The organism is Brevundimonas sp. GCM10030266, assembly GCF_042666595.1.
Classification (GTDB): domain Bacteria; phylum Pseudomonadota; class Alphaproteobacteria; order Caulobacterales; family Caulobacteraceae; genus Brevundimonas.
In genome coordinates, this window is sequence record NZ_JBHTCY010000004.1 from 152,390 (window position 1) to 172,434 (window position 20,045).

Genomic DNA, 20,045 nt, shown 5'->3' on the forward strand with positions numbered 1-20,045 from the left:
CTGATCGGGTCAGGGGGCTGACTAGAAGATCATGCCCTTGGCCTCGGCGCGGAGCGCCAGGTTCAGGTTGCCTTCCGTCGACGACAGGACGATGCCGAGGTCACGCTCGCGGAAGGCGGCGTGGGTGCTGTCCACGATGACGGTCTGCGTCGCCGCTGCGGAGATGGGCACGCGAACGCCGTCCACGACCGCGAAGGCGTCTTCCAGACCCGCCGGATGCAGCAGGATCAGGCGGTAGCCCTCGACGTTGTTGCAGAGCTCGGTCATGCGGCCGAGCGCATTCTCACCGGCCTGGAAGGTCGGCAGCATCACGGCGCCGACCTCGACCTTGCAGATGGTGCGCGCGCGCGCATTGATGCCGATGGTCACGCCGCCGGCCAGAACGGGGGAGGCGGCCATCAGGCCCGCGATCATCGCGACGCCGGCAATCTTGAGCCGCTTCAGTTGCGCAGTCATGGGGAGAGCCCTCTGAATGAGGCTCCACATTACGAACCGGCGCTGAAAGTCCCGTTTAGAGGGATGGTCAACCAGCGTTTACCGTACTTCGATCATCCAGGAAGCCCAACGACGCTTGATGGCTTCGATTTCCCGAGCCGGGTCGTCGATCATCTGGCGGAAGGCGGTGGGGGTCATGCCGAACCGGTCGCGGAACCGGGATCGCAGGTCCGCCTCGTCCCGGAAGCAGTAGCGCCGCGCCAGTTCCGCTATGGGCGTGATGTCGCTGCGGTTCGTCAATGTGACCCGCACGGCGGTCAGGCGCCGGTCGTTTATGAAGTGATCCACGCCGCCGTAGGGCTTGAGCAGGCGATAGAGGGTCGCGCGGGAGATGCCGGTCTCGCCGATGATGTAGGCGGCGTCCAGTTCGGGATTGGTAAGGGCGCGTTCGATGACCCGCTGCGCGGCGGCGCGGCGTTCAAGCTCGCCCAGTCGACGCGAGGCGGTGGGGCCGGCCCCGGTCGGCGCGACGGCCAATCCCAGCAGGCTGACGAAGGTCCGGTTCAGAGTCGGCAGGGCGTCGTAGGCCAGATCGTCCACGCGGCGTGAGATGGACAGCAGGTGATCGCCCAGCAGACCGCTGCGCTCCGGCGGCAGCAGGCGTCCGTGCAGGCCGTTCGAGGTGCCCGCCGCGGCCTCGACCAGATCCCGGGCGACGCTGACGGTGATGATGTGACCGTCCGGGATGCGGTTCTGGCTGGGCAGTCGCAGGTCCTGCAGCACGATGTCGCCCGGTCCGGCGCGGGTGAAGCGGCTGTCCTCGGCGCCCAGGAGTTCGCCCTCGACCACCATATGGGCGACGAAGTGCGAGAATTTGTTGTCCACGACCCTCTGCGGCGGACGGGCATGACCGACGCCGCGCAGCCGGCGGCTGAACAGGATCAGCCGGTCCAGGCGGTGGGCGGTGATGTCGGCGGAGAAGGCGTCCGTATTGTCGAGCACGTCCGCGCCGATCGAGTACAGTTCGCGATAGGCCTGCACGGCGCTCTCGGGATCCCGTCCTGTCGTGGTGAAGCGGAAGGCTTCGATCATCAGTTGAAGCTCTGGCGGTGGGGAGGGGACTTCCGGCCGAACCTTGGCCTTTTGGACATATGGGTCCGAAAGATCGTCAGCCTAACAACCCTCTAGCGAAAAGCGGTGCATCAGTCTCAACCTTGAGACTGATGCAGCAATACCCACACTTGGGCATACGGCGAAGGTTATTCCCTTTTTGAGACACAAGGGGGAATAGAGCGTGTCAGATGCTCGTGTTGTGATTGCCAGTGGACCGTGGCCCGCGGGGCCCCGGGCCGAAGCGGGGGCCTCGCTGCACCTGCTGCAGTGGTTCCGAAATCTGTCGACGCCCGGCTTCTTCATGCACCGGGAGACGCTGGAGGTCTGCGACGCCAATACGCAGGGCGGCGCGCTGCTGGGCCGATCCCGCAGCCTGTCGATCGTCAACGGACGGCTGGCCCTGGCTCAGAAGGGGGCGATCGAACGCCTCCGTGCGGCCCTTCGCGATCTGGACGACGCGCCCCAGGCGCATGCGATCGAGCTGGACGGCGATCATGCCGTCATGCGGCTGGAGCCGATGGCGGGGTCCGAAATGGTCTCGGTCCTGATCATCACCCAGAGCCCCGAAACCCACATCTGGGCGGACACGGGTTCGGTCTTCGGCCTCACGCCGGCGGAGGATCGTCTGGTCCGGCAACTGGTGGACGGCTACAATATCGACGAGGTCGCCGAGCGGCTGAAGATCAGCGTCGAGACCGCGCGCACCCATGTGCGCCGCGCTTATCTGAAGATCGGGGTCAGCAGTCGCGAGCAGCTGTTCGCCGCCCTGTCTCCGTTCCGTCTGCCGGCCTGACCTTCGCCGGGTCCGGCGCCAGGGGCACGCCCTTCAGCCACAGACGCAGGGCTTCCCAGTGAATGGCCGCGACGACCTTCAGCGTCTCGAAGGGCAGGGCCAGCGCGGCCTTCAGGATTTCGCGGTCGGTCAGCGGCCGACGCTTCCCCTGCATCGCCGTGGCGATCAGCAGACCCTCCGGATCGTGGCCGTCGATGCTCAGATGCATGACCTCGCCCGGCGTCCGGCCCTTGAAGGCGTAGGTCATGTCCATCCGCATGAAGGGCGAGACGTGCAGCGTCTTGTCACAACCGTGCCGGAACAGTTCGCCGCCGGCGGCCCGCAGGACATAGGACCGTCGCTCGCCGAAGGTGCTGGTGACTTCGTAGATCACCCCGCCCAGGGCGCCGTCGGACCGGTGGGCGTAGATCACGCTGATCGGGTTGAAGACGAAGCCCAGCATCCGGGGCAGGGTCAGCAGGCGGATCGGTCCGTCCACGTCCGTGATCCCCGCCGCCTCCAGCTTCGCCAGAGCCTGGTCGCGCAGGGTGGTCGATGAGCCGTCGCCATGGTCGCGCGGATGGAAGGACAGAAGGTTGAAGCGGCCGATCGAGAACAGGCGCGTCGTCCGCGCCGCCTCCTGCAGCCGGTCGATGTCCAGCAGGATCCAGAACAGCCGGTAGCGGAAGGCATGCTCGCGGGGGCGCACCCGCCGGTGCATCACCTCGCCGCGATACAGGCTCCCCGCGGAGGTCATGCCGGCAGCCGCTCCGGCGCAGGCGCGGGCGTCAGGTGGATCCGGCCGCTCTCGTCAGCGACCTCCCAGGGGCGACGCACGCCGCCCAGCTGTTCGGCCACGGCCAGACCGGACTGCAGACCATCCTCGTGGAAGCCCGCGCCGAAATGGGCGCCGCAGAACCAGACGCCGCCCTGTCCCTGCAGGCTCCACAACTCCTTCTGCGCGGCGACCGCGGCCTTGTCGAAGATCGGGTGCTCGTACACCTCGGTGCGCAGCAGGGTCTCGGGACGCGGCGGGCGGGGCGGGTTCAGGGTGACGAACAGGTCCGTGCCGGGCAGGCCCTGCAACTTGTTCATCCAGTAGCTGACGCACAGGCCGTTGTGCGTGCCCATATAGTTCCAGCTGGCCCAGGCCCGGCGGCGCGTGGGCATCAGGCCGGGGTCCGAGTGCAGGATGGTCAGGTTGCGGCTGTAGCGGAAGGCGCCGAGCAGGCGTTTCTCCTCGGGATTGGGGTCGGCCAGCATGGCGAGGGCCTGATCGGCGTGGGCGCCGATGACGACATGGTCGAACATCTGCTCGTCCCCGCGGCTGTCGCGCACGATGACCCCGTCCGCGACCCGACGGACCGCCACGACCTCCCGGTTCAGGCGGATGGCGTCGCCCAGCGCCTGCGCCAGCTTCTCCACATAGACCCGACTGCCGCCAATGATGGTCCGCCACATCGGGCGGTTCAGGAACTGTAGCAGGCCGTGGTTGGTGCAGAACCGGACGAAGGCTTCGGCCGGATAATCGTTCAGGCTCTGCGCGGGCGAGGACCAGATGGCGGCGGCCATGGGCAGCAGGTGGTCATCCCGGAAGGCCGCGCCGAATTTCTGGGACTTCAGATACTCGCCCAGGCTGATGTTCGGATCGTCCATGGCGGCGATGTCGCCAGGCGCGCGGCGGTAAAAGCGCACCAGCTCGGCCAGCATCTTCCAGAAGCGCGGACGGAAGATGTTCCGTCGCTGGGCGAACAGGGCAGGGGCGGCGTATTCGAACTTCCCCTGCTCCAGCGAAACGGCGAACGACATGTCCGTCTCGCGGGTCGGAACCTTCAGATGATCCAGCAGGGCGCACAGATTGGGGTAGGTGGCGCCGTTGAAGACGATGAAGCCCGTGTCTACCGCCACCTCGCCCTCGGGCAGGCGGGCGGTGACGGTGTTGGAGTGCCCGCCCAGTCTCTCCTCGCGCTCGTACAGCGTCACCTCGTGGCGGCGGTTCAGCAGCCAGGCGCAGGACAGGGCCGAGACTCCCGAACCGATCACGGCGATGCGCAAACGGCGCGGACTGGAGGCGGGGGCGGTGACGGTCAAGGACGGGGTCTCTGGCAGGACGGCGCGCAGGCCTGTTGTCCTTGTTACGTTGTCCAACGCATTCCGGATGACGGGTGATCCATCTGCGGGCACAAGACGTAGGATGTCGCATGTACGGCTCCGTCACGACCTCGAGCCCTCCTTCCGTCCGCGCGGCCCGCGTGACTGACGGCGCGGGGGATTTCGACCGGCTGATCGTGGCGGTGGCGCAATCGCGCGACCGCGAGGCCTTTGCGCGCCTGTTCGAACATTTCGCTCCGCGCCTGAAGTCCTGGCTGATCCGCGGTGGGGCGGCGGACGGAGCGGCCGAGGAGTTCGCCCAGGAAGCCATGCTCATCGTCTGGCGCAAGGCGGACCTGTTCGATCCGCGGCTGGCCCGGGCCTCCACCTGGATCTTCACCATCGCCCGCAACCGGCGACTGGACGCCCTGCGGCGCGATGCGCGCGCGCCGCTGCTGGACCTGGCCCCGCCGCCGATTGATCCGGACCGTCCCGACGACCTTCTGGAGGAGCGTCAGGACGCCGTCCGCATTCGGCAGGCCCTGGCTGTGTTGACGCCCGAACAGGCCCAGGTCGTGCACCTCTCTTTCTTCCTCGACCAACCCCATTCCGCCATCGCCGACCGTCTCAGCCTGCCGCTGGGCACGGTCAAATCGCGCATTCGAAAGGCCATGCTGAAACTTCGCCTCACGCTCGAGCAGGAGGGCGGCCGATGAACGCCCGTCCGTCCCCGTCTGAAGAACGTCTGCTGGCCTACGCCGCCGGCACGCTGAGCCCGCCGGAGGCCGTGGTCGTCTCCGCCTGTCTGGCCATGCGCCCTGACGCCGACGCCTGGGTCCGTCGCCTGCAGGGCGTCGGCGGCGTCATTCTGGATGACCTTGATCCCATGCCCCTGCAGCAGGATGCCCTGTCCCGCGCCATGGCCCGGATCGACGCCGACACCGGCGAGGTGACCGCCGCGCCGCCGCTGAACGATATGCCGGAGTTGCCCGAGCCGCTGCGCCGCTATCCGCTCGGGCGCTGGCGCAAGCTGGGCGGCGGCGTGGAGGTGCGGCACGTACACGCTCCGCGAGATGGAGACACGCGGGTGATCCTGTTGCGGATCCAGCCCGGCCAGGCCACGCCACGACACACGCACGGCGGGGTTGAGCTGACCTGTGTTATTTCAGGGGCGTATGCGGCGGGGAATCAGCCTTACTTCCCGGGCGACTTCGAGGAGGCCGATGAGGACACCCTGCATCAGCCACGTGTGATCTCGGACGAGCCCTGTCTCTGCGTTGCGGCCCTTGATGGCCAGATCATTCTTGATGGCTGGTTCGGTCGCCTGATCCAGCCCTTTGTCCGGTTGTAGATGCCTGAACTCCTGCTCTGGGGCGCCTCGGCGCTTGTCCTGATCATCGTGATGACCGCCGCCTGGGCGGTGCAGCGGGCGACGGGGCAGGGGGCGTGGGTGGACACCTTCTGGGTCTTCGGGCTCGGGCTCGCCGGGCTGCTCGTGGCTCTGTGGCCGCTGACGCAGGGCGAACTTCATTTCCGGCAGGGCGCGGTGGCCGGCCTGATCGCCCTGTGGAGCCTGCGCCTGGGCGGGCACCTGCTCGAGCGGGCGCTCAAGGGTGCGCCGGACGAGCGCTATGAGGGGCTGAAGCGTCAGTGGGGCGACAAGGCCCAGCCGCGTCTGTTCGGCTTCCTGATGCTGCAGGCCGGCGCGGGCGCCGTGCTGACGGTCAGCCTGCTGGTGGCGGCGCGCAATCCGGCGCCGGGGCCCACGCCGCAGGATTTGCTGGCGGTGGTCATCATGCTGGCGGCCCTGTGGGGCGAGGCGACGGCGGATCGGCAACTGGCCGTCTTCAAGGCCGACCCGGCAAACAAGGGCCGGATCTGCGACACCGGCCTTTGGGCCTGGTCGCGGCACCCCAACTATTTCTTCGAGTGGCTGGGCTGGTGCGCCTGGCCGGTCATGGCGATCAACCTGACGGGCCAGTGGCCGTGGGGCTGGCTGGCCCTGACCGCGCCGATCTACATCTACTGGCTGCTGACGCGGGTGTCCGGCATCCCGCCGCTGGAGGCGCACATGAAGCGTACCCGGCCCGAGGCCTTCGCGGCCTATGTGGCCCGCACCAGCCTGTTCTTCCCGCGTCCGCCCCGGTCGGAGTGAAGGCCTAGCGCGCGATCCGCACCACGGCGCCTTCCGCCGGGTCCGATACGCCGTCCGCCAACGCCCGCACGACCTTTGCGGCGGCGTCCAGCCCCTGATGCTCGACGATCCGGATCCACGGCGAGGCCGGGTCGATCACACGCTGGAAGAAGGTCTTCTGATCCGCCAGGAACCGCTCATAGAAGGCATGCAGTGTTCCGCGCTCGCGGTGCTGGTCCAGACAGGTGGCGGCGAAGAAGAAGACGGGCTTCGGCCCGACCAGCTCGGGATCATTCATTGTGAAGCTGTCGCTCTGCGTCGAGCCGACGAGACAGTCATAGGTCAGCTGTTCGCCGAAATGCGCGTGGACCTGCCGACGCAGGGCCGCATCGCCGGCCAGATCGAGGTAGAGGGTCGGCACATCCGCTGGAATGGTCTCCAGATCGTCGTAGCCGTGGACGACGTCATAGCAGCCGAGGCTCTCGACGAAGGCGCGGTTTCGCGCTCCGGTCAGGGCCACGACCTCCACATCATCCTGCTCCAGACACCATGCGGCGCCATAGGCGGTCTTGGACGAGGCGCTTGACACCACGATCCGCCTGGCGCCGAAGAAGCCCGCGTCCCTCAGGAAGTCGACCGCCGTGTAGGAGGTCACGAACAGCGGCCGGAAGATCGCCTCGCTGTTCTCCAGCGCCGGATCGTAGTGCCGGTCCGCCGCGCACAGGACATAGCGGTTGTAGATATCCGGCACCGCCTTGCGCCAGGGCGAGGCGTCGGCGAAGCCGCCGCGCGACACCTTCTCGGCCTGCACAAGCAGCGTGTCCGCCATCGGGAAGTAGCCGAACACCCGCGCGCCGACCTCGACCCCTTCCGCCCGCGAGGCCGCCACGTCGGCGAAGCCCCACACCGGCATCAGACCGTGGTCGTCACGACCGGTCGGGAAGACCTTCCAGTAGCCGATGGCGTCGCCATAGGCCGCATAGGTGATGTTGTTGGTGGTCAGGGAGAACCGGTCCAGCGCCAGCAGAACTTCGCCTTCGGCCAGTTCACCGTGATCGGGGATCGGCGACTTCAGCGTCTCGCCCAGGTCCGCCTTGCGGGTCATCAGGCGGTGGTCGGCGTCGGTCATGGCGTCTCGTCCCTGTCTGTTTCGTCCGGCTTTTGCCCGAGACTATCAGGAACGGCGGTTGACGCAGGAGAAGGATCGGGGCGGCCCGCTGTCGCGAGCCGCCCCGTCTTTTATCAGGCCGAGATACGGCCGAGCAGGTCGGCCAGGGCGGTCATCCGGGTGCGTTCCACCGGCTGGGCCTTCTCGGAGGCCGTGCGCAGGGTGGCGACCAGACGGCTGGCGGCCCGCTTGTCGACCTCGCCCGCGCGCCAGCCGGTCACGACGGCGCCGGCGCGCGTGGCCACATCAGCTTCCAGCGCGTTGCTGCGCGCCAGCTGGTCCAGATAGGACTGGGCCACGTCCGGCGTGTCCGACCAGCTGATGCGGGTCTGGAGCTGCGGGTTGATCTCCTCGGCGATAATGGCCTCGGCCGCCGCGATCTCCGCCGCCGACAGGTGTTCGTTCGGAACCAGACGCAGGACGTCCAGGCCGCGGGCGATTTCGGCCGAATAGATGCGGCCGTTCAGCCAGTAGGCCGACCAGGAACCGCCCACATACAGACGCTCGGCGCTGATCGGGCCACGGTCGAAATAGCCGATCTCGACCGGCTTGGCCGGGTCGGTGAAGTCCATGATCGAGATGCCGCCCTGGTACCAGGCCTGGACCATCAGGTCGCGGCCGGGCACCGGGATGATGTTGCCGTTGTGGGCCACGCAGTTTTCGGTCGCGCCCTGCGCCGAGGGCAGTTTGTGGAAGCTGCGGCCGGTCAGGGTGCGGTTCTCGATCGTCGCGATCATGTTCGAGCCCCAGGTCGCCGGGTCTTCAGCCCGGCAGCGCGCGGCGATGCCGCCGCCCCACTCGTCGGTGAAGACGACCGAGGTGCCGGCGTTGTTGAAAGTGGCCGAGTGCCAGTAGGCCATGTCCGGATCGAAGATGTCCGAGACCCGGGCCGGATTTTCGGGATCCGAGATGTCCAGCAGGATGCCGTTGCCGCTGCAGGCGCCGCCGGCCAGACCGATCTCCGGATAGACGGTGATGTCGTGGCACTGGTTGGTCTGGGCGGTGTTCTGGCTGGCGATCCCGGCGCGGCCCCCGCGCCACAGGCCGGCGACGCGGCCCGTGGTGGCGTCAGCGAAGATGCGCGGACGGTTGACGATGGCGGCGTCCTGCGGCCGGTCCAGCTCGACCTTGATCACGTCGATGGAGAACAGGGCGGTTTCCGGATTGGCGTCGGGTTGGCCGTCGGTGCAGATGGCCAGTTCTTCGGTTTTGCGAACGCTCGAAGTGCCCTGACCATAGACATAGAGCACATTGGCATCGGTCGGATGCGGCACCAGGGTGTGGGTGTGGGACCCCCGGCAGGTCTGGACAGCGGCGATCTGGCGCGGCGCGTTCAGGTCGCTGATGTCGAAGATGCGCACGCCGCGGAAGCGATCCGGAAGCACCTCGCCGTTCTGGGTCGGAGCGCTGCAGTCCAGCCGGCCGCGGCCTTCCTCGACCGACATGAACAGCAGGTTGCCGCGCACCGAGACATCGCCCTGTCCGCCGGGGCAGACCACGGACATCACCAGTTGCGGAGCGCCGCCGGTGGTCAGGTCATAGGCGTTGAAGCCGTTGAAATTGCCCACGAACAGCTTGCCGTTCGATAGGGCCAGATCGGTGTTCGCCATGCCCAGCGGGCTGAAGTTCGGGTTGCCGCGCGCGCTGCGCATCAGGGCCTCGCCCTCGGCCTGGCTGGTCGGCGGCGAGAAGCCGATGTCCGGATCGACGAAGCCTTCCGGCTTGCCCAGCGTGTATTCCAGCACCATCCCCGAGGCGGCCTGGCCCGCATCGTTCAGGCCCGGCGAGAGCGTGCTGCGGGCGTCGGCGGTGATGGTCTGGGTTTGGCCGCCTGCCGAGGACTGCTGCGCCGCGGCGGTTCCCGCGGTCAGAAGCACGCCGAGAACGGCGACGGAGGACAGCAGGGTCTTTCTGATGGTCATGGCCGGTCTTTCAGCTGGAAGGCGGATCAGAGGTCGGAGAGCAGGGACTGCATGCGTAGGATTTCGGTGGACTGGTCCGCCACAACCGCGGTGGTGAAGTCGGACAGCAGCGTGTCGTTGGCGGCGTCGGGGTGCTCCAGCAACTCGGCCACCATGTCGATCGCGCCCTGGTGATGCTGGATCATGCCGGTCAGGAACAGCCGGTCGAACTCGCCGCCGCGCGCCGCCGCCAGCCGCGCCATCTGAGCGGGCGACAGCATGCCGGACATCAAGGGCGTCTCGGACGGCGCCGGAGCATGGCCTGCATGACCGGCGTGCGCCGAATGATCCATGCCGCCGTGGTCCATCCCGTGACCGGAGTGATCCATCTGCATTTCGGTCGACTGGTTGCGCTCGGTCAGCCAGTCGCGCATCAGCTCGATCTCGGCGTCCTGCGACAGGGCGATCCGACGGCCCAGCAGTTTGACGCGCGGGTTCGCGCCGTGGATCTCCAGCAGGCTGACCATCTCCACCGCCTGGGCGTGGTGGACGATCATGTGCTGCATGAAGGCGACGTCTTCGGCGGTATAGCTGGTCCGGGCCAGGTCGAGGGCCTGATCGGCGGTGATCACGCGCGAGGGCGCGCCCGGCGCCCCGGGCTGGAAGATCGGAGGCGCGCTCTGCGGCGCCAACAGGGCCGCCGCCAGCAATCCGGCCAGATACGACAAACGCTACTCCCCCAGCCGCGACATCGAAGCGGGCAGACTAGGGCGTTGTTCAGCAGGGGCAAGCGGCGAAGGATTAAAAGGAAGCAAGGCGGAGGATCGGTCGCGCCGCTTCCATCCGCCCCCCGCTCTGATGCTAGTCTGTCGCAAGTTGAATCGGCGCCTCGCACGGCGCGGCATCCGGGAGAGGCCTGACGTGACCAAGGAGACGACCAAGCGCCGCGCGGGCATCCAGTCGGTCGGCATCGGTCTGCGCGTGCTGGACGCCCTGGCCTCGTATGAGGAGCCGCAGCCGCTCGGGACCATCGCCGCCGCGTCCGATCTGTCGCCCTCCCAGGCGCACCGCTATCTGGCCAGCCTCGTGGCGGCGGGCATGGCCCGTCAGGACGGCGGCAGCGGCCGCTATGATCTGGGCCCCGCGGCCCTGCGGCTCGGCCTCGGCGCGCTCAGCCGCATCGACGCCTTCCAGGAGGCCAACCAGCGGATCACCGATTTCGTCCACGAGACCGGTCGCACGGTTCAGATGGCCTCGCTCGGCCCCAGCGGCCCCATCGTGGTGCGCTGGGTCATGGGCTCGCCGCCGATCTCGACCTCGCTGATGGTCGGTTCGCCCCTGCCGCTGCTCCGGTCGGCCACGGGCCATGTCTTCCTGGCCTTCCGTCCCGACAATCATACCCGCCATATGATCGAGCGGGAGACCGCCGAGGACCGGGGACTGACGCCCGTGGATGTCGACGCCATCCGCAAACGGGTGCGGGCGGACGGCTACTCCGGCGTCAGCGGCACCCTGATCCCCGGCCTGCGGGCCACCGCCGTGCCGATCTTCGACCTGCAGGAGGAGGCGACGCTGACGGCGACCGTGCTCGCCACCGACGCCTTCCGTCCCGATCGCGACGAAGAGGTGCTCAGGCGCCTGATCGCCGTCTGCGACGAGATCACCGCCGCCATCGGCGGTCGCCGACCGGCCCCTTAGGCCAGAATCGGTCTGATCGGGCTCAGGTTTTGGCCCGGTATCAGGCGGCGGCCTTGCGCAGGTCGGCGGCCGGGTCGCTGGCGCGCTCGGCGACCAGCGCCTTGCCGATCAGCCGCTTGGCCGTGCCGAAGTCGCGGGGTTGGTCCAGACAGACCGCGCCGACCAACACGTCGTTACGGACGTAGAGTCTCACCCCGTCGCCCCGCGCGATCACCGTGTCGCCCGCGCCGGGATCGCCGACGATCTGCAGCATGTGGCCGCATTGGGCGGTCCAGAACCACGGGGCCGGCTCGGGCTCGGCGGGTTGACCGAGGATCGCAAGGGCGGCGGCGCGGGCCGAGGTCTGGGCATGGGCCCAGGTCTCCATCCGGCGCGGCGCTGGACCGTCGCCCCAGGAGCGGACCGCCAGATCGCCGATGGCGAAGATCCGCTCATCGCCCGGCGACCGATAACTGGTATCGACCAGAACCCCGCCCGCCGTCGGCAAGCCGGCGGCCTCGGCCAGTTCGGCGCAGGGGATGATGCCGATGCCGACCACCATCAGGTCCGCCTCCAGCGTCTCGCCACCGTCCAGCTGGATCTTCAGATCATCCGCGCGATGCTCGATGCTGCGCACCGACCGGTCCAGACGGACATCGACGCCGATTCGCGCGTGGGCGGCGGCCAGCCAGCCGGCGGCTTCCTCGGGGATGTTGCGGCCCAGCAGCCGGTCGCCGGCTTCCAGCACGGTCGCGGTCAGGCCCAGTTCGACGAGGGTCGAGGCGGCCTCCAGACCGATCACGCCGCCGCCCACGATGACGACGCGCGCGCCCGGCTTGGCAGCCTTCGCCAGCGCGCGGGCGTCCTCCGTCGTGCGCAGATGGTGGATGCGCGGATGGTCGGGCGTATCCAGCCGACGCACTCGTCCGCCGGTGGCGAGGATGAGCCGGTCATAGGGAACGGTTGAGCCGTTCGAGAGGGTCAGTTGGCGCATCTCGCGGTCAATGGCGATTCCGCTGACCCCGAGCGTCAATTGCACATTGAGATCACGCCATCGTGCATCGTCCGCCAGCCAGACCGGCTCCGCGTCCGCGCCTGACAGGAACTCCTTCGACAGGGTGGGGCGCTCGTACGGCGCCTCGGCTTCTTCGCCGATCAGATTGATTTCTCCGGAAAATCCAAGCTCGCGAAGAGCGATGGCGGCGGCGCCGCCGGCGTGACCTGCGCCCAGGATGACGATGCGTTCGTCCATGTCGTTTCGATCCTTGTGTGCAATGCACAATGTGCAACGCGTTTGACATAGATCAAAAACCACGACATCAGTGCGGTCAACGGCGACCTCAGATCGTCGATGGAATTGCAGTGCCGGGAGCCGTGATTTTGAACATTTCCGTTCGTCCGCCTGAGGGCAGGGTGTGGCCGGCCGACGCCGACGCCGCGGTGCCCTACTGGGTCTATACGGACCCTGAGACCTACGCTGAGGAGCTCCAGAAGATCTGGTACGGGCCGCACTGGCTGTACGTGGGTCTGGAGTGCGAGCTGCCGAATGTCGGCGACTGGAAGACGACCACGCTCGGCGAAAAGCCGGTGGTCATGGTCCGCTCAGCCGAGAACGAGATTTCGGTTGTCGAGAACCGCTGCGCCCACAAGGGCGTGAAATTCTGCCAGGCCCGGTTCGGCCATTCGCAGGAACTGATCTGCCCGTATCACCAGTGGTCCTACGCGCTGAACGGCGACCTGCAGGGCGTGCCCTTCCGTCGCGGCGTGAAGCGTCAGGGCGGCATGCCCGCCGACTTCGACCTGTCGCAGAACGGGCTGAACAAGCTGCGCGTCGAGGAAGTGAACGGCGTGGTCTGGGCGACCTTCTCGGACGAGACCCCGCCTTTCCGCGAGTACCTCGGCGAGAAGTTCTGGAAGCACTACACCCGCGTCTACGACGGCCGGAAGCTGGAGGTGCTCGGCTACAACCGTCAGCACATTCCGGCCAACTGGAAACAGATGCAGGAGAACATCAAGGACCCGTACCACGCGGGCCTGCTGCACGTGTTCTTCGCCACCTTCGGTCTGTTCCGCGCCGACCAGAAGTCCGCCGTCGATATCGATGACGAGGGCCGCCACGGCATCCTGATCTCGCGCAAGGGCGAGCAGGAAAAGACCGAGGCCATGGCCGACATCCGCAACTTCCAGGGCGATCTGGTGCTCGAGGATCCCCGCGTCATGGACGTGGTGCAGGAGTTCCCCGGCGAAGAGACCGTGGGGATGATCACCATCTTCCCGTCGGTGATCCTGCAGCAGCAGGTCAACAGCCTGACCACCCGTCAGATCGTCCCCAAGGGCGTCGGCGGCTTCGACTTCCACTGGACCCACTGGTGCTACGCCGACGACACGCCGGAGATGCGCCTGCGCCGGACGCGTCAGGCCAATCTGTTCGGTCCGGCAGGCTTCGTCTCGGCAGATGATGGTGAAGTCCTCGAGATGACCCAGCAGGGCGCCTACGGTTCGCCGGACGAGCACTTCATCCTGCAGATGGGCGGCCGCGAGATCGCGCCGACCGATCACCAGGTCACCGAAACCGCTGTGCGCGGCATGTATCGTTACTGGCGCAAGGTGATGGGCCTGTGAGCACCGAGACCCTGACCCGCCCCGCCGCGATCACGCGCGATGCGATCCGCGACCTGTTCGACGACTATTACGCCACCCTGGATGACGTCCGCCTGCACGACTGGCCGGACTTCTTCACCCAGGACTGCCTGTACCGTGTGATCCCGCGCGAGAACTACGAGGCGGGCTATTCGCTCTGCACCATGCAGGCCGAGAGCCGTGGCATGCTGAAGGACCGGGTCACCGGCCTGACGCGGACCCAGATGTACGCCCCGCGCTATTACCGCCGCTTCCCGACCGCGCCGCGCATCGTCGGCGAGGGAGAGGGCTTTGTTCAGGTCCGGCACAATCTGCTGCTGGTCCAGACGCTTATCGACAAGACCTCCGACATCGTCCTGTCCGCCGTCTGCCACGACAGGGTCGTGCTGGACGAGGGCCGGCTGCGGTTCGCCGAGCGGATCGTGGTCTTCGATTCCGAAATGATCCCCAACAGTCTCGTGTACCCCGCATGACCGCCACCCTGACCTGGCAGCCGACGCTGCCCCCTTCGGATCTTGAGCAGTACGGCGTGGCCCAGGCCGTCGTCGGTGGGCTGAAGATCGCGCTGTACGCGGTGGACGGCGAGTACTACGCCACCGCCGACCTGTGCACCCACGGCGCCGCCAGCCTGGCCGACGGCTATCTGGACGGCGAACTGATCGAGTGCCCGCTGCATCAGGGCACTTTCAATGTGAAGACCGGCGCCGCCGTCGGCGCGCCCTGCACGATCGCTGTGAAAACCTTCCCGGTGAAGCTGGAAGACGGCCTGCTTCACGTCGGCGTGGAGAGCTGAAATGCATACTGCCGAACCGCTGAAGAACGACCAGCAGGCCCAGCTGAATGATCTGTACGCGCAGATGGAGCCGGAAGGCCTCTATCCGCTGTGGGAGAAGCTGGCCGCCCTGGTTCTGCCCAAGCCGGACAGCCCGGCCAAGGTGCACAAATGGTCCTATGACAACGCTCGCGAATACCTGATGCGCGCCGGCGACCTGATCAGCGCCAAACAGGCCGAGCGCCGTGTGCTGATCCTGGAGAACCCGGGCCTGCCGGGCCACTCGGGCATCACCCCCAGCCTCTACGCGGGCCTGCAGCTGATCCTGCCGGGCGAGGTCGCCCCGGCACACAAGCACACCCAGTGCGCCCTTCGCTTCGTGATCGAGGGCGAGAACGCCTACACCTCGGTCGACGGCGAGAAGGCGGTGATGCGTCCGTTCGATCTGGTGCTGACCCCGGGCGGTCAGTGGCACGACCACGGCAACCCGACCGACAAGCCGATGATCTGGCTGGACGGCCTCGACATCCCGACCGTCCGTCACTTCGACGCGAGCTTCGCCGAGGGCTATCCCGAGGACCAGTTCCCCGAAGAGGTCCCGCCCGGCGACAGCATCAACCGCTACGGCCGCAACATGCGTCCGCTGAAGGGCCACACGGCGGACCGCCGCCCGGCCCACCAGCCGCTGTTCCACTATCCCTACAGCGACTGGCGTCCGGCGCTGGATGGTCTGGCCAACAGCGGTGCGGACATCGATCCGCATCTGGGTCACGCGCTGGAGTTCCTGAACCCGGTCAACGGCGGCTCGATCATGGCCACCATCTCGGCCCATGTTCGCCTGATGCCCGCTGGCTTCGAGACCCAGCCGCGCCGCTCGACCGACGGCACCATCTTCGTGGTTGTCGAAGGCTCGGGTGAAGCCGTCATCGAGGGTGAGACCATCGCCCTGAACCCCCGCGAAATCCTGGTCGTCCCGTCGTGGAAGCAGGTCGTCTTCAAGGCGACAGAGCAACTGGTTCTGTTCGGTTACTCGGACAAGGCCTGTCAGGAAAAACTGAACCTCTACAGAGAAGAAAACGCATGAGCCTGCTGTTCGAGACCCCGGCCCCCGTGCTGGCCGCGACCACGACCGGAGACGACTTCCCGGTCCGCCGCGTGATCTGCGTCGGCCGCAACTATGCCGCCCATGCGCGCGAGATGGGCCGCGACCCCGACCGTGAGCCGCCGTTCTTCTTCACCGCCTGGGCCGAGACCGTCGTCCCGTCGGGCGTGACGATCGCCTATCCGACCGAGACCGAGAATTTCCACTACGAGGCCGAACTGGTCGTCGCCATCGGCAAGGGCGGGCGCGACATCGCCGTCGAGAACGCGAAGGATCACGTCTGGGGCTACGCCACCGGCCTCGACATGACCCGCCGCGACCTCCAGCTGGACGCTCGCGCCCAGGGCCGGCCGTGGGACACCGGCAAGAACGTCGAGCAATCCTCGCCGCTGGGCCTGATCCACAAGGCGGGCGAGGGCGACTTCGATCCGGCCAAGGGCGCGATCAAACTGACCGTCAACGGCGAGACCAAGCAGGACGCCGATCTGGCCGAGCTGATCTGGCCGGTCGACGACATCGTCGCCTTCGCCTCGAAGCTCTGGAAGCTCGAGCCGGGCGACCTGATCTACACCGGCACCCCTGCGGGCGTGGGGGCGGTGGTCGAAGGGGATGACATCGTCGTCACCATCGACGGACTGACGCCGCTTGAAATCAAGGTCGGGCCGAAAGCGGCCTGATCGCGACACCAAATCCAAACATCAACATCGAGGACGAAGCGGGCAGGGAAGATCCGCACGTCCTCCGGGGAGGCAACTCAAATGGCTACACTTTCAGGGACCGGCGGCGGCAACGCCGTCATCGACCGGGCCAAATTCGGTCCGCTGCAGTTCGGCGTTACGGCGCTGTGCTTCATCATCGCCATGCTCGACGGCTTCGACACCCAGTCGATCGCCTTCGTCGCGCCCAAGATCGCCGAGGACTGGGGTCTGGCCCCGTCCGCCTTCGGTCCGATCTTCGCCATCGGCCTGCTGGGCCTGACGGTCGGCGCCTTCACGCTCAGCCCGGCCGCGGACAAGTTCGGCCGCAAGACCGTCATCCTGATCTCGACCTTCATCTTCGGCCTGTTCGCCCTGCTGACGGCGTTCGCCACCTCGATGAACGAGCTGCTGATCTACCGCTTCATCACCGGCATCGGCCTCGGCGCCGCCATGCCGAACATCATCGCCCTGACCAGCGAGTATGGCCCGGCCCGCCTGCGCGCCACGCTCGTCACCGTGATGTTCTGCGGCTTCCCGCTGGGCTCGACCATCGGCGGCCTGGTCTCGACCTGGCTGATCGCCGAGTTCGACTGGCACTCCGTCTTCGTCGTCGGCGGCGTCCTGCCGCTGCTGCTGCTGCCGGTGCTGTGGTTCATGCTGCCGGAATCGGTTCGCTTCATGGTCGCCAAGGGCGCGCCGGAAGCGAAGATCGCCCCGATCGTGCACAAGATCGACCCGAATGCCTCGGTCAGCGAGTTCATCGATGGCCTGAAGCACGAGCAGTCGACCGCCGCCAAGGGCTTCTCGATCTTCCAGCTGTTCCGTGAGGGCCGCACGGTCACGACCCTGCTGCTGTGGGTCGCCTTCTTCATGAACCTGCTGGTCATGTACTTCCTGGTGAACTGGCTGCCGACCCTACTGAAGGGCGCCGGTCTGCCGTTGTCGCTGGCCATCCTGTCGACGGCCACCCTGAACCTCGGCGGCGTCGTCGGCGCCATCGTGCTGGGTCGGATGATCGACAAGATCAGCCCCTATCTGGTGCTGGGCGTGGCCTATGCCGCCTCGGCCGCCTTCATCGCCCTGCTGGCTTTCGGCGGCACCAACCTGACGGTTCTGCTGGCCGGCGCGGCCCTGTCCGGCTTCGGCGTCGTCGGCGCCCAGATCGGGATGAACGCCCTGACCGCCGCCGTCTATCCGACCGCCATCCGCGCCACGGGCGTGGGCTGGGCGCTGGGCGTCGGCCGGATCGGCGCCATCGTCGGTCCGCTGGTCGGCGGCATGCTGCTGGCCCAGGCCTGGAGCCCGCAGTCGCTCATCCTGCTGGCCGTCGTTCCCGCCGTGATCGCCTCGATCGCCGTCTTCACCCTCGGCGCCGTGCGCCGCAACGCTCCCGGAGCCTGACAACCATGATCCTGCACGGCTACTTCCGTTCCACTGCGTCGTGGCGCGTGCGGATCGCCCTCAACCTCAAGGGGCTCGCCCCGCAGCAGGTCTTCCACCACCTGCGCAAGGGCGAGCAACGGGCGCCGGATTATCTGGCGCTCAACCCCCAAGGTCTGCTCCCGACCCTGGTCACCGACGACGGCGCGGTCCTGACCCAGTCGCTGGCGATCTGCGAGTATCTGGACGAGCTCCACCCGGAGCCCGCCCTGCTGCCCGCCGATCCGCTGAAGCGGGCCCGCGTCCGCGCCGTGGCCCAGGTGATCGCCTGCGACATCCACCCGGTCCAGAACCTGAAGGTGCTCCAGAACCTTCGCGAACTGGGTCTGGCGGAGGAGGCGGTCCAGTCCTGGGCCGCCGTGGTCATCGAGGAGGGGCTGGATGCGGTTGACCGCCTGCTGGCGGACAATCCCGGTCCCTTCGCCTTCGGCGCCGCGCCGACGCTGGCCGACATCCTGATCGTGCCCCAGCTCGGCAACGCCCGCCGGTTCAACGTCGATCTGCGCTGGCCGCGCCTGCTCGAGATCGAGGCCGCCTGCCTTCAGCTCGACGCCTTCAAATCCGCAGCGCCGGGCGCCCAGCCCGACGCCGAATAGTCGCTCACAAACGCAACGGAGCCCGGAGCCAACCGGGCCTGCTCCAGAGGGGAAACCTATGCTGCTCAACTCCGCGGCCGCCGCCGCCCTGATCCTTGCCGCCTCGCCCGAAGCGCCCGCCGCCGATGCGCCGATCATCACCGCGCCGCCGGCCGTGCAGGCCGCGCCCGCCGCGGCCCCGGCCGCGCGTCCGGCTCCGGCCTTCCGTCCGATCAATCACGACGAGGATTGGTCCGCCTACCGGACCGTCGGCGATGACGCCTCCGGCTGGGCGCAGATGAAGGCCATCCCGGTGGGCTCCACCTGGCTCAGCCTCGGCGGCGAAGCCCGTTGGCGCGCCGAGTATCGTGGCCATGAACGCTTCGGTCGCGGCCTCCAGGACGACGACGGCAACCTGCAACAGCGCCTGCGCCTGTGGGCCGACTGGCGGCTGACGCCCAACCTGCGCGCCTTCGTCGACATCCAGGACGCCCGCACCCATGGCCTCGACAGCGGCGAGCCCTTTACCGAGGAAAGCCGCGCCGACGTGCACCAGGCCTTCCTTGAAACCAAACACTCGCTCGGGGATGGCGCGGTCCGCGTCCGCGTCGGCCGTCAGGAGTTCGCCGTCGGCGCCTCCCGCATCTTCGAACCGCGCGAGGGCGCCAACGCCCGCACCGCCTTCGACATGGCGCGGGTCATCTATGACAACCCGACCGGCTGGTCCGGCGGCCTGTTCGGCGGCTATGCGATCCGCGAGAGCAAGGCCTCGTTCGACGACGCCACCAACTATGACTACCGCCTGTACGGCGCCACGGCGGCGCGCACTCTCGGGACCGGCCCGACCGCCTCGCGGCTGGAGTTCCTCTACGCCAACACCGACCGCATCGGCGTGGCCTTCGACACCGGCCTGGCCGGGCGCGATGACCGGGACACCTTCTCGGCTCGGCTGAACGGTCGCGTGGCCCCGTGGGACTATGACGTCGAGGGCGTGCTCCAGACCGGCGACTTCCGCGGTCTGGACATCGAGGCCTGGTACGTCTCGGCCACCGTCGGCCGCACCTTCGACCACGCCTGGAAGCCGCGCGTCGCCGTGCGCTTCGACGCCGCCTCGGGTGACGACGACCGTAACGACGGCACGCTGGGCACCTACAACCAGCTCTATGTGCCGCCGATCTCGCTGCGCACGGATCTGGGCGTCTCCAACCTGGTGACGATCCAGCCGCAGGTGACGTTCCAGCCGCTGCCCAAGACGACCGTGGGGCTGGTGACCGCCGGCCTGTGGCGTCAGAGCAAGGAGGACGGCGTCTACCTGCTGTCCGGCCAGCTGCTGCGCTCGGGAACGGAAGGCGATTCCGCCTACGTCGGCTGGCGCTATGCGGCCTTCACCACCTATCAGGTGAGCCCGTTCGTCACCGTCAGCGGCGTGGTCAACTACACCCGGGCAGGGGACTTCCTGGAAGAGAGCGGCGCGAAGGATCAGTCCTACGCCGGTCTGATCGTCGGACTGAAGTTCTGACGGGAGGC

The 20,045-nt window shown here is 67.7% G+C and carries 21 protein-coding genes; 13 read left to right on the forward strand and 8 right to left on the reverse strand.

The features are described from left to right. Positions 1-21: 21 nt before the first annotated feature. On the reverse strand, positions 22-456 hold the full coding sequence (locus ACFQQC_RS12970; protein WP_376862841.1) for a hypothetical protein: 435 nt from the start codon (positions 454-456) through the stop codon (positions 22-24). A gap of 78 nt (positions 457-534) precedes the next feature. After that, on the reverse strand, positions 535-1,527 hold the full coding sequence (locus ACFQQC_RS12975; RefSeq protein ID WP_376862842.1) for a helix-turn-helix domain-containing protein: 993 nt from the start codon (positions 1,525-1,527) through the stop codon (positions 535-537). A 220-nt stretch (positions 1,528-1,747) separates the two neighbouring features. Here ACFQQC_RS12975 and ACFQQC_RS12980 point away from each other — a divergent pair, with 220 nt between their 5' ends. Then, complete coding sequence (locus ACFQQC_RS12980) at positions 1,748-2,341, forward strand: LuxR C-terminal-related transcriptional regulator (RefSeq protein WP_376862843.1); 594 nt, start codon at positions 1,748-1,750, stop codon at positions 2,339-2,341. On the opposite strand, the gene ACFQQC_RS12985 is transcribed toward ACFQQC_RS12980, so the two are convergent. Both ACFQQC_RS12985 and ACFQQC_RS12990 read right to left on the reverse strand, forming a co-directional pair. Beyond that, the gene (locus ACFQQC_RS12985) at positions 2,286-3,077 is read right to left on the reverse strand and encodes a DUF1365 domain-containing protein (RefSeq protein WP_376862844.1); all 792 of its coding nucleotides are present in this window, start codon (positions 3,075-3,077) and stop codon (positions 2,286-2,288) included. The two genes, ACFQQC_RS12980 and ACFQQC_RS12985, sit on opposite strands and share 56 nt — an antisense overlap. Then, a complete protein-coding gene (locus ACFQQC_RS12990) occupies positions 3,074-4,411 on the reverse strand; it encodes an NAD(P)/FAD-dependent oxidoreductase (RefSeq protein WP_376862845.1) in 1,338 nt (445 codons plus the stop codon). The genes ACFQQC_RS12985 and ACFQQC_RS12990 overlap by 4 nt, the downstream gene beginning before the upstream one ends. A gap of 110 nt (positions 4,412-4,521) precedes the next feature. Between ACFQQC_RS12990 and ACFQQC_RS12995 the strand changes: the two genes are divergently transcribed. The 3 genes from ACFQQC_RS12995 to ACFQQC_RS13005 are packed head-to-tail and all read left to right on the forward strand — an operon-like array spanning position 4,522 to position 6,566. Then, positions 4,522-5,127 (forward strand): sigma-70 family RNA polymerase sigma factor, encoded by a 606-nt coding sequence (locus ACFQQC_RS12995; protein ID WP_376862846.1) that lies wholly within the window; start codon positions 4,522-4,524, stop codon positions 5,125-5,127. Continuing rightward, complete coding sequence (locus ACFQQC_RS13000; RefSeq protein ID WP_376862847.1) at positions 5,124-5,762, forward strand: ChrR family anti-sigma-E factor; 639 nt, start codon at positions 5,124-5,126, stop codon at positions 5,760-5,762. The genes ACFQQC_RS12995 and ACFQQC_RS13000 overlap by 4 nt, the downstream gene beginning before the upstream one ends. Then, positions 5,763-6,566: a DUF1295 domain-containing protein gene (locus tag ACFQQC_RS13005; RefSeq protein ID WP_376862848.1), complete on the forward strand. Its 804-nt coding sequence runs from the start codon at positions 5,763-5,765 to the stop codon at positions 6,564-6,566. It begins immediately after the preceding gene. 4 nt (positions 6,567-6,570) lie between these two features. On the opposite strand, the gene ACFQQC_RS13010 is transcribed toward ACFQQC_RS13005, so the two are convergent. The 3 genes from ACFQQC_RS13010 to ACFQQC_RS13020 form a co-directional block, all read right to left on the reverse strand. Next, the gene (locus tag ACFQQC_RS13010) at positions 6,571-7,674 is read right to left on the reverse strand and encodes a DUF2855 family protein (RefSeq protein ID WP_376862849.1); all 1,104 of its coding nucleotides are present in this window, start codon (positions 7,672-7,674) and stop codon (positions 6,571-6,573) included. 113 nt (positions 7,675-7,787) lie between these two features. Continuing rightward, the gene (locus ACFQQC_RS13015; RefSeq protein ID WP_376862851.1) at positions 7,788-9,635 is read right to left on the reverse strand and encodes an LVIVD repeat-containing protein; all 1,848 of its coding nucleotides are present in this window, start codon (positions 9,633-9,635) and stop codon (positions 7,788-7,790) included. Between the two features lie 26 nt (positions 9,636-9,661). Further along, a complete protein-coding gene (locus ACFQQC_RS13020) occupies positions 9,662-10,342 on the reverse strand; it encodes a DUF305 domain-containing protein (protein WP_376862853.1) in 681 nt (226 codons plus the stop codon). Positions 10,343-10,535: 193 nt separating this feature from the next. Here ACFQQC_RS13020 and ACFQQC_RS13025 point away from each other — a divergent pair, with 193 nt between their 5' ends. Beyond that, the gene (locus ACFQQC_RS13025) at positions 10,536-11,312 is read left to right on the forward strand and encodes an IclR family transcriptional regulator (RefSeq protein WP_376862855.1); all 777 of its coding nucleotides are present in this window, start codon (positions 10,536-10,538) and stop codon (positions 11,310-11,312) included. A 40-nt stretch (positions 11,313-11,352) separates the two neighbouring features. On the opposite strand, the gene ACFQQC_RS13030 is transcribed toward ACFQQC_RS13025, so the two are convergent. Next, the gene (locus tag ACFQQC_RS13030) at positions 11,353-12,543 is read right to left on the reverse strand and encodes an NAD(P)/FAD-dependent oxidoreductase (protein WP_376862856.1); all 1,191 of its coding nucleotides are present in this window, start codon (positions 12,541-12,543) and stop codon (positions 11,353-11,355) included. A gap of 161 nt (positions 12,544-12,704) precedes the next feature. On the opposite strand from ACFQQC_RS13030, the gene ACFQQC_RS13035 reads away from it, so the two are divergent. The 8 genes from ACFQQC_RS13035 to ACFQQC_RS13070 all read left to right on the forward strand — a co-directional run bounded on the left by ACFQQC_RS13035 (position 12,705) and on the right by ACFQQC_RS13070 (position 20,037). Beyond that, the gene (locus ACFQQC_RS13035; RefSeq protein WP_376862857.1) at positions 12,705-13,913 is read left to right on the forward strand and encodes an aromatic ring-hydroxylating dioxygenase subunit alpha; all 1,209 of its coding nucleotides are present in this window, start codon (positions 12,705-12,707) and stop codon (positions 13,911-13,913) included. After that, positions 13,910-14,404 (forward strand): aromatic-ring-hydroxylating dioxygenase subunit beta, encoded by a 495-nt coding sequence (locus tag ACFQQC_RS13040; protein ID WP_376862858.1) that lies wholly within the window; start codon positions 13,910-13,912, stop codon positions 14,402-14,404. The genes ACFQQC_RS13035 and ACFQQC_RS13040 overlap by 4 nt, the downstream gene beginning before the upstream one ends. Next, complete coding sequence (locus ACFQQC_RS13045) at positions 14,401-14,724, forward strand: non-heme iron oxygenase ferredoxin subunit (protein ID WP_376862860.1); 324 nt, start codon at positions 14,401-14,403, stop codon at positions 14,722-14,724. The genes ACFQQC_RS13040 and ACFQQC_RS13045 overlap by 4 nt, the downstream gene beginning before the upstream one ends. A gap of 1 nt (position 14,725) precedes the next feature. After that, positions 14,726-15,787, forward strand: coding sequence for a gentisate 1,2-dioxygenase (gtdA, locus tag ACFQQC_RS13050; RefSeq protein WP_376862861.1), 1,062 nt, complete (start codon positions 14,726-14,728; stop codon positions 15,785-15,787). Continuing rightward, positions 15,784-16,482 carry a fumarylacetoacetate hydrolase family protein gene (locus ACFQQC_RS13055; protein ID WP_376862862.1) on the forward strand — a complete coding sequence of 233 codons (699 nt, stop codon included), beginning with the start codon at positions 15,784-15,786 and terminating at the stop codon, positions 16,480-16,482. Before gtdA ends, ACFQQC_RS13055 begins: the two co-directional genes overlap by 4 nt. Positions 16,483-16,563: 81 nt before the next feature. Next, positions 16,564-17,904: an MFS transporter gene (locus ACFQQC_RS13060; protein WP_376862863.1), complete on the forward strand. Its 1,341-nt coding sequence runs from the start codon at positions 16,564-16,566 to the stop codon at positions 17,902-17,904. 5 nt (positions 17,905-17,909) lie between these two features. Then, entirely contained in the window at positions 17,910-18,539 is a 630-nt protein-coding gene (maiA, locus tag ACFQQC_RS13065; RefSeq protein ID WP_376862864.1) for a maleylacetoacetate isomerase, read from the forward strand. Between the two features lie 58 nt (positions 18,540-18,597). Then, positions 18,598-20,037: an alginate export family protein gene (locus ACFQQC_RS13070; protein WP_376862866.1), complete on the forward strand. Its 1,440-nt coding sequence runs from the start codon at positions 18,598-18,600 to the stop codon at positions 20,035-20,037. Positions 20,038-20,045: the final 8 nt, after the last annotated feature.

Excerpts from the sequence above, each read along its gene's own strand:
- ACFQQC_RS13010 (WP_376862849.1), bottom strand. The coding sequence starts at position 7,674 with ATGACCGACGCCGACCACCGCCTGATGACCCGCAAGGCGGACCTGGGC.
- ACFQQC_RS13055 (WP_376862862.1), top strand. The coding sequence starts at position 15,784 with ATGAGCCTGCTGTTCGAGACCCCGGCCCCCGTGCTGGCCGCGACCACG.
- ACFQQC_RS13030 (WP_376862856.1), bottom strand. The coding sequence starts at position 12,543 with ATGGACGAACGCATCGTCATCCTGGGCGCAGGTCACGCCGGCGGCGCC.
- ACFQQC_RS12995 (WP_376862846.1), top strand. The coding sequence starts at position 4,522 with ATGTACGGCTCCGTCACGACCTCGAGCCCTCCTTCCGTCCGCGCGGCC.
- ACFQQC_RS12975 (WP_376862842.1), bottom strand. The coding sequence starts at position 1,527 with ATGATCGAAGCCTTCCGCTTCACCACGACAGGACGGGATCCCGAGAGC.
- maiA (WP_376862864.1), top strand. The coding sequence starts at position 17,910 with ATGATCCTGCACGGCTACTTCCGTTCCACTGCGTCGTGGCGCGTGCGG.
- gtdA (WP_376862861.1), top strand. The coding sequence starts at position 14,726 with ATGCATACTGCCGAACCGCTGAAGAACGACCAGCAGGCCCAGCTGAAT.
- ACFQQC_RS12970 (WP_376862841.1), bottom strand. The coding sequence starts at position 456 with ATGACTGCGCAACTGAAGCGGCTCAAGATTGCCGGCGTCGCGATGATC.
- ACFQQC_RS13045 (WP_376862860.1), top strand. The coding sequence starts at position 14,401 with ATGACCGCCACCCTGACCTGGCAGCCGACGCTGCCCCCTTCGGATCTT.
- ACFQQC_RS13070 (WP_376862866.1), top strand. The coding sequence starts at position 18,598 with ATGCTGCTCAACTCCGCGGCCGCCGCCGCCCTGATCCTTGCCGCCTCG.
- ACFQQC_RS13005 (WP_376862848.1), top strand. The coding sequence starts at position 5,763 with ATGCCTGAACTCCTGCTCTGGGGCGCCTCGGCGCTTGTCCTGATCATC.
- ACFQQC_RS13015 (WP_376862851.1), bottom strand. The coding sequence starts at position 9,635 with ATGACCATCAGAAAGACCCTGCTGTCCTCCGTCGCCGTTCTCGGCGTG.
- ACFQQC_RS13060 (WP_376862863.1), top strand. The coding sequence starts at position 16,564 with ATGGCTACACTTTCAGGGACCGGCGGCGGCAACGCCGTCATCGACCGG.
- ACFQQC_RS12985 (WP_376862844.1), bottom strand. The coding sequence starts at position 3,077 with ATGACCTCCGCGGGGAGCCTGTATCGCGGCGAGGTGATGCACCGGCGG.
- ACFQQC_RS13000 (WP_376862847.1), top strand. The coding sequence starts at position 5,124 with ATGAACGCCCGTCCGTCCCCGTCTGAAGAACGTCTGCTGGCCTACGCC.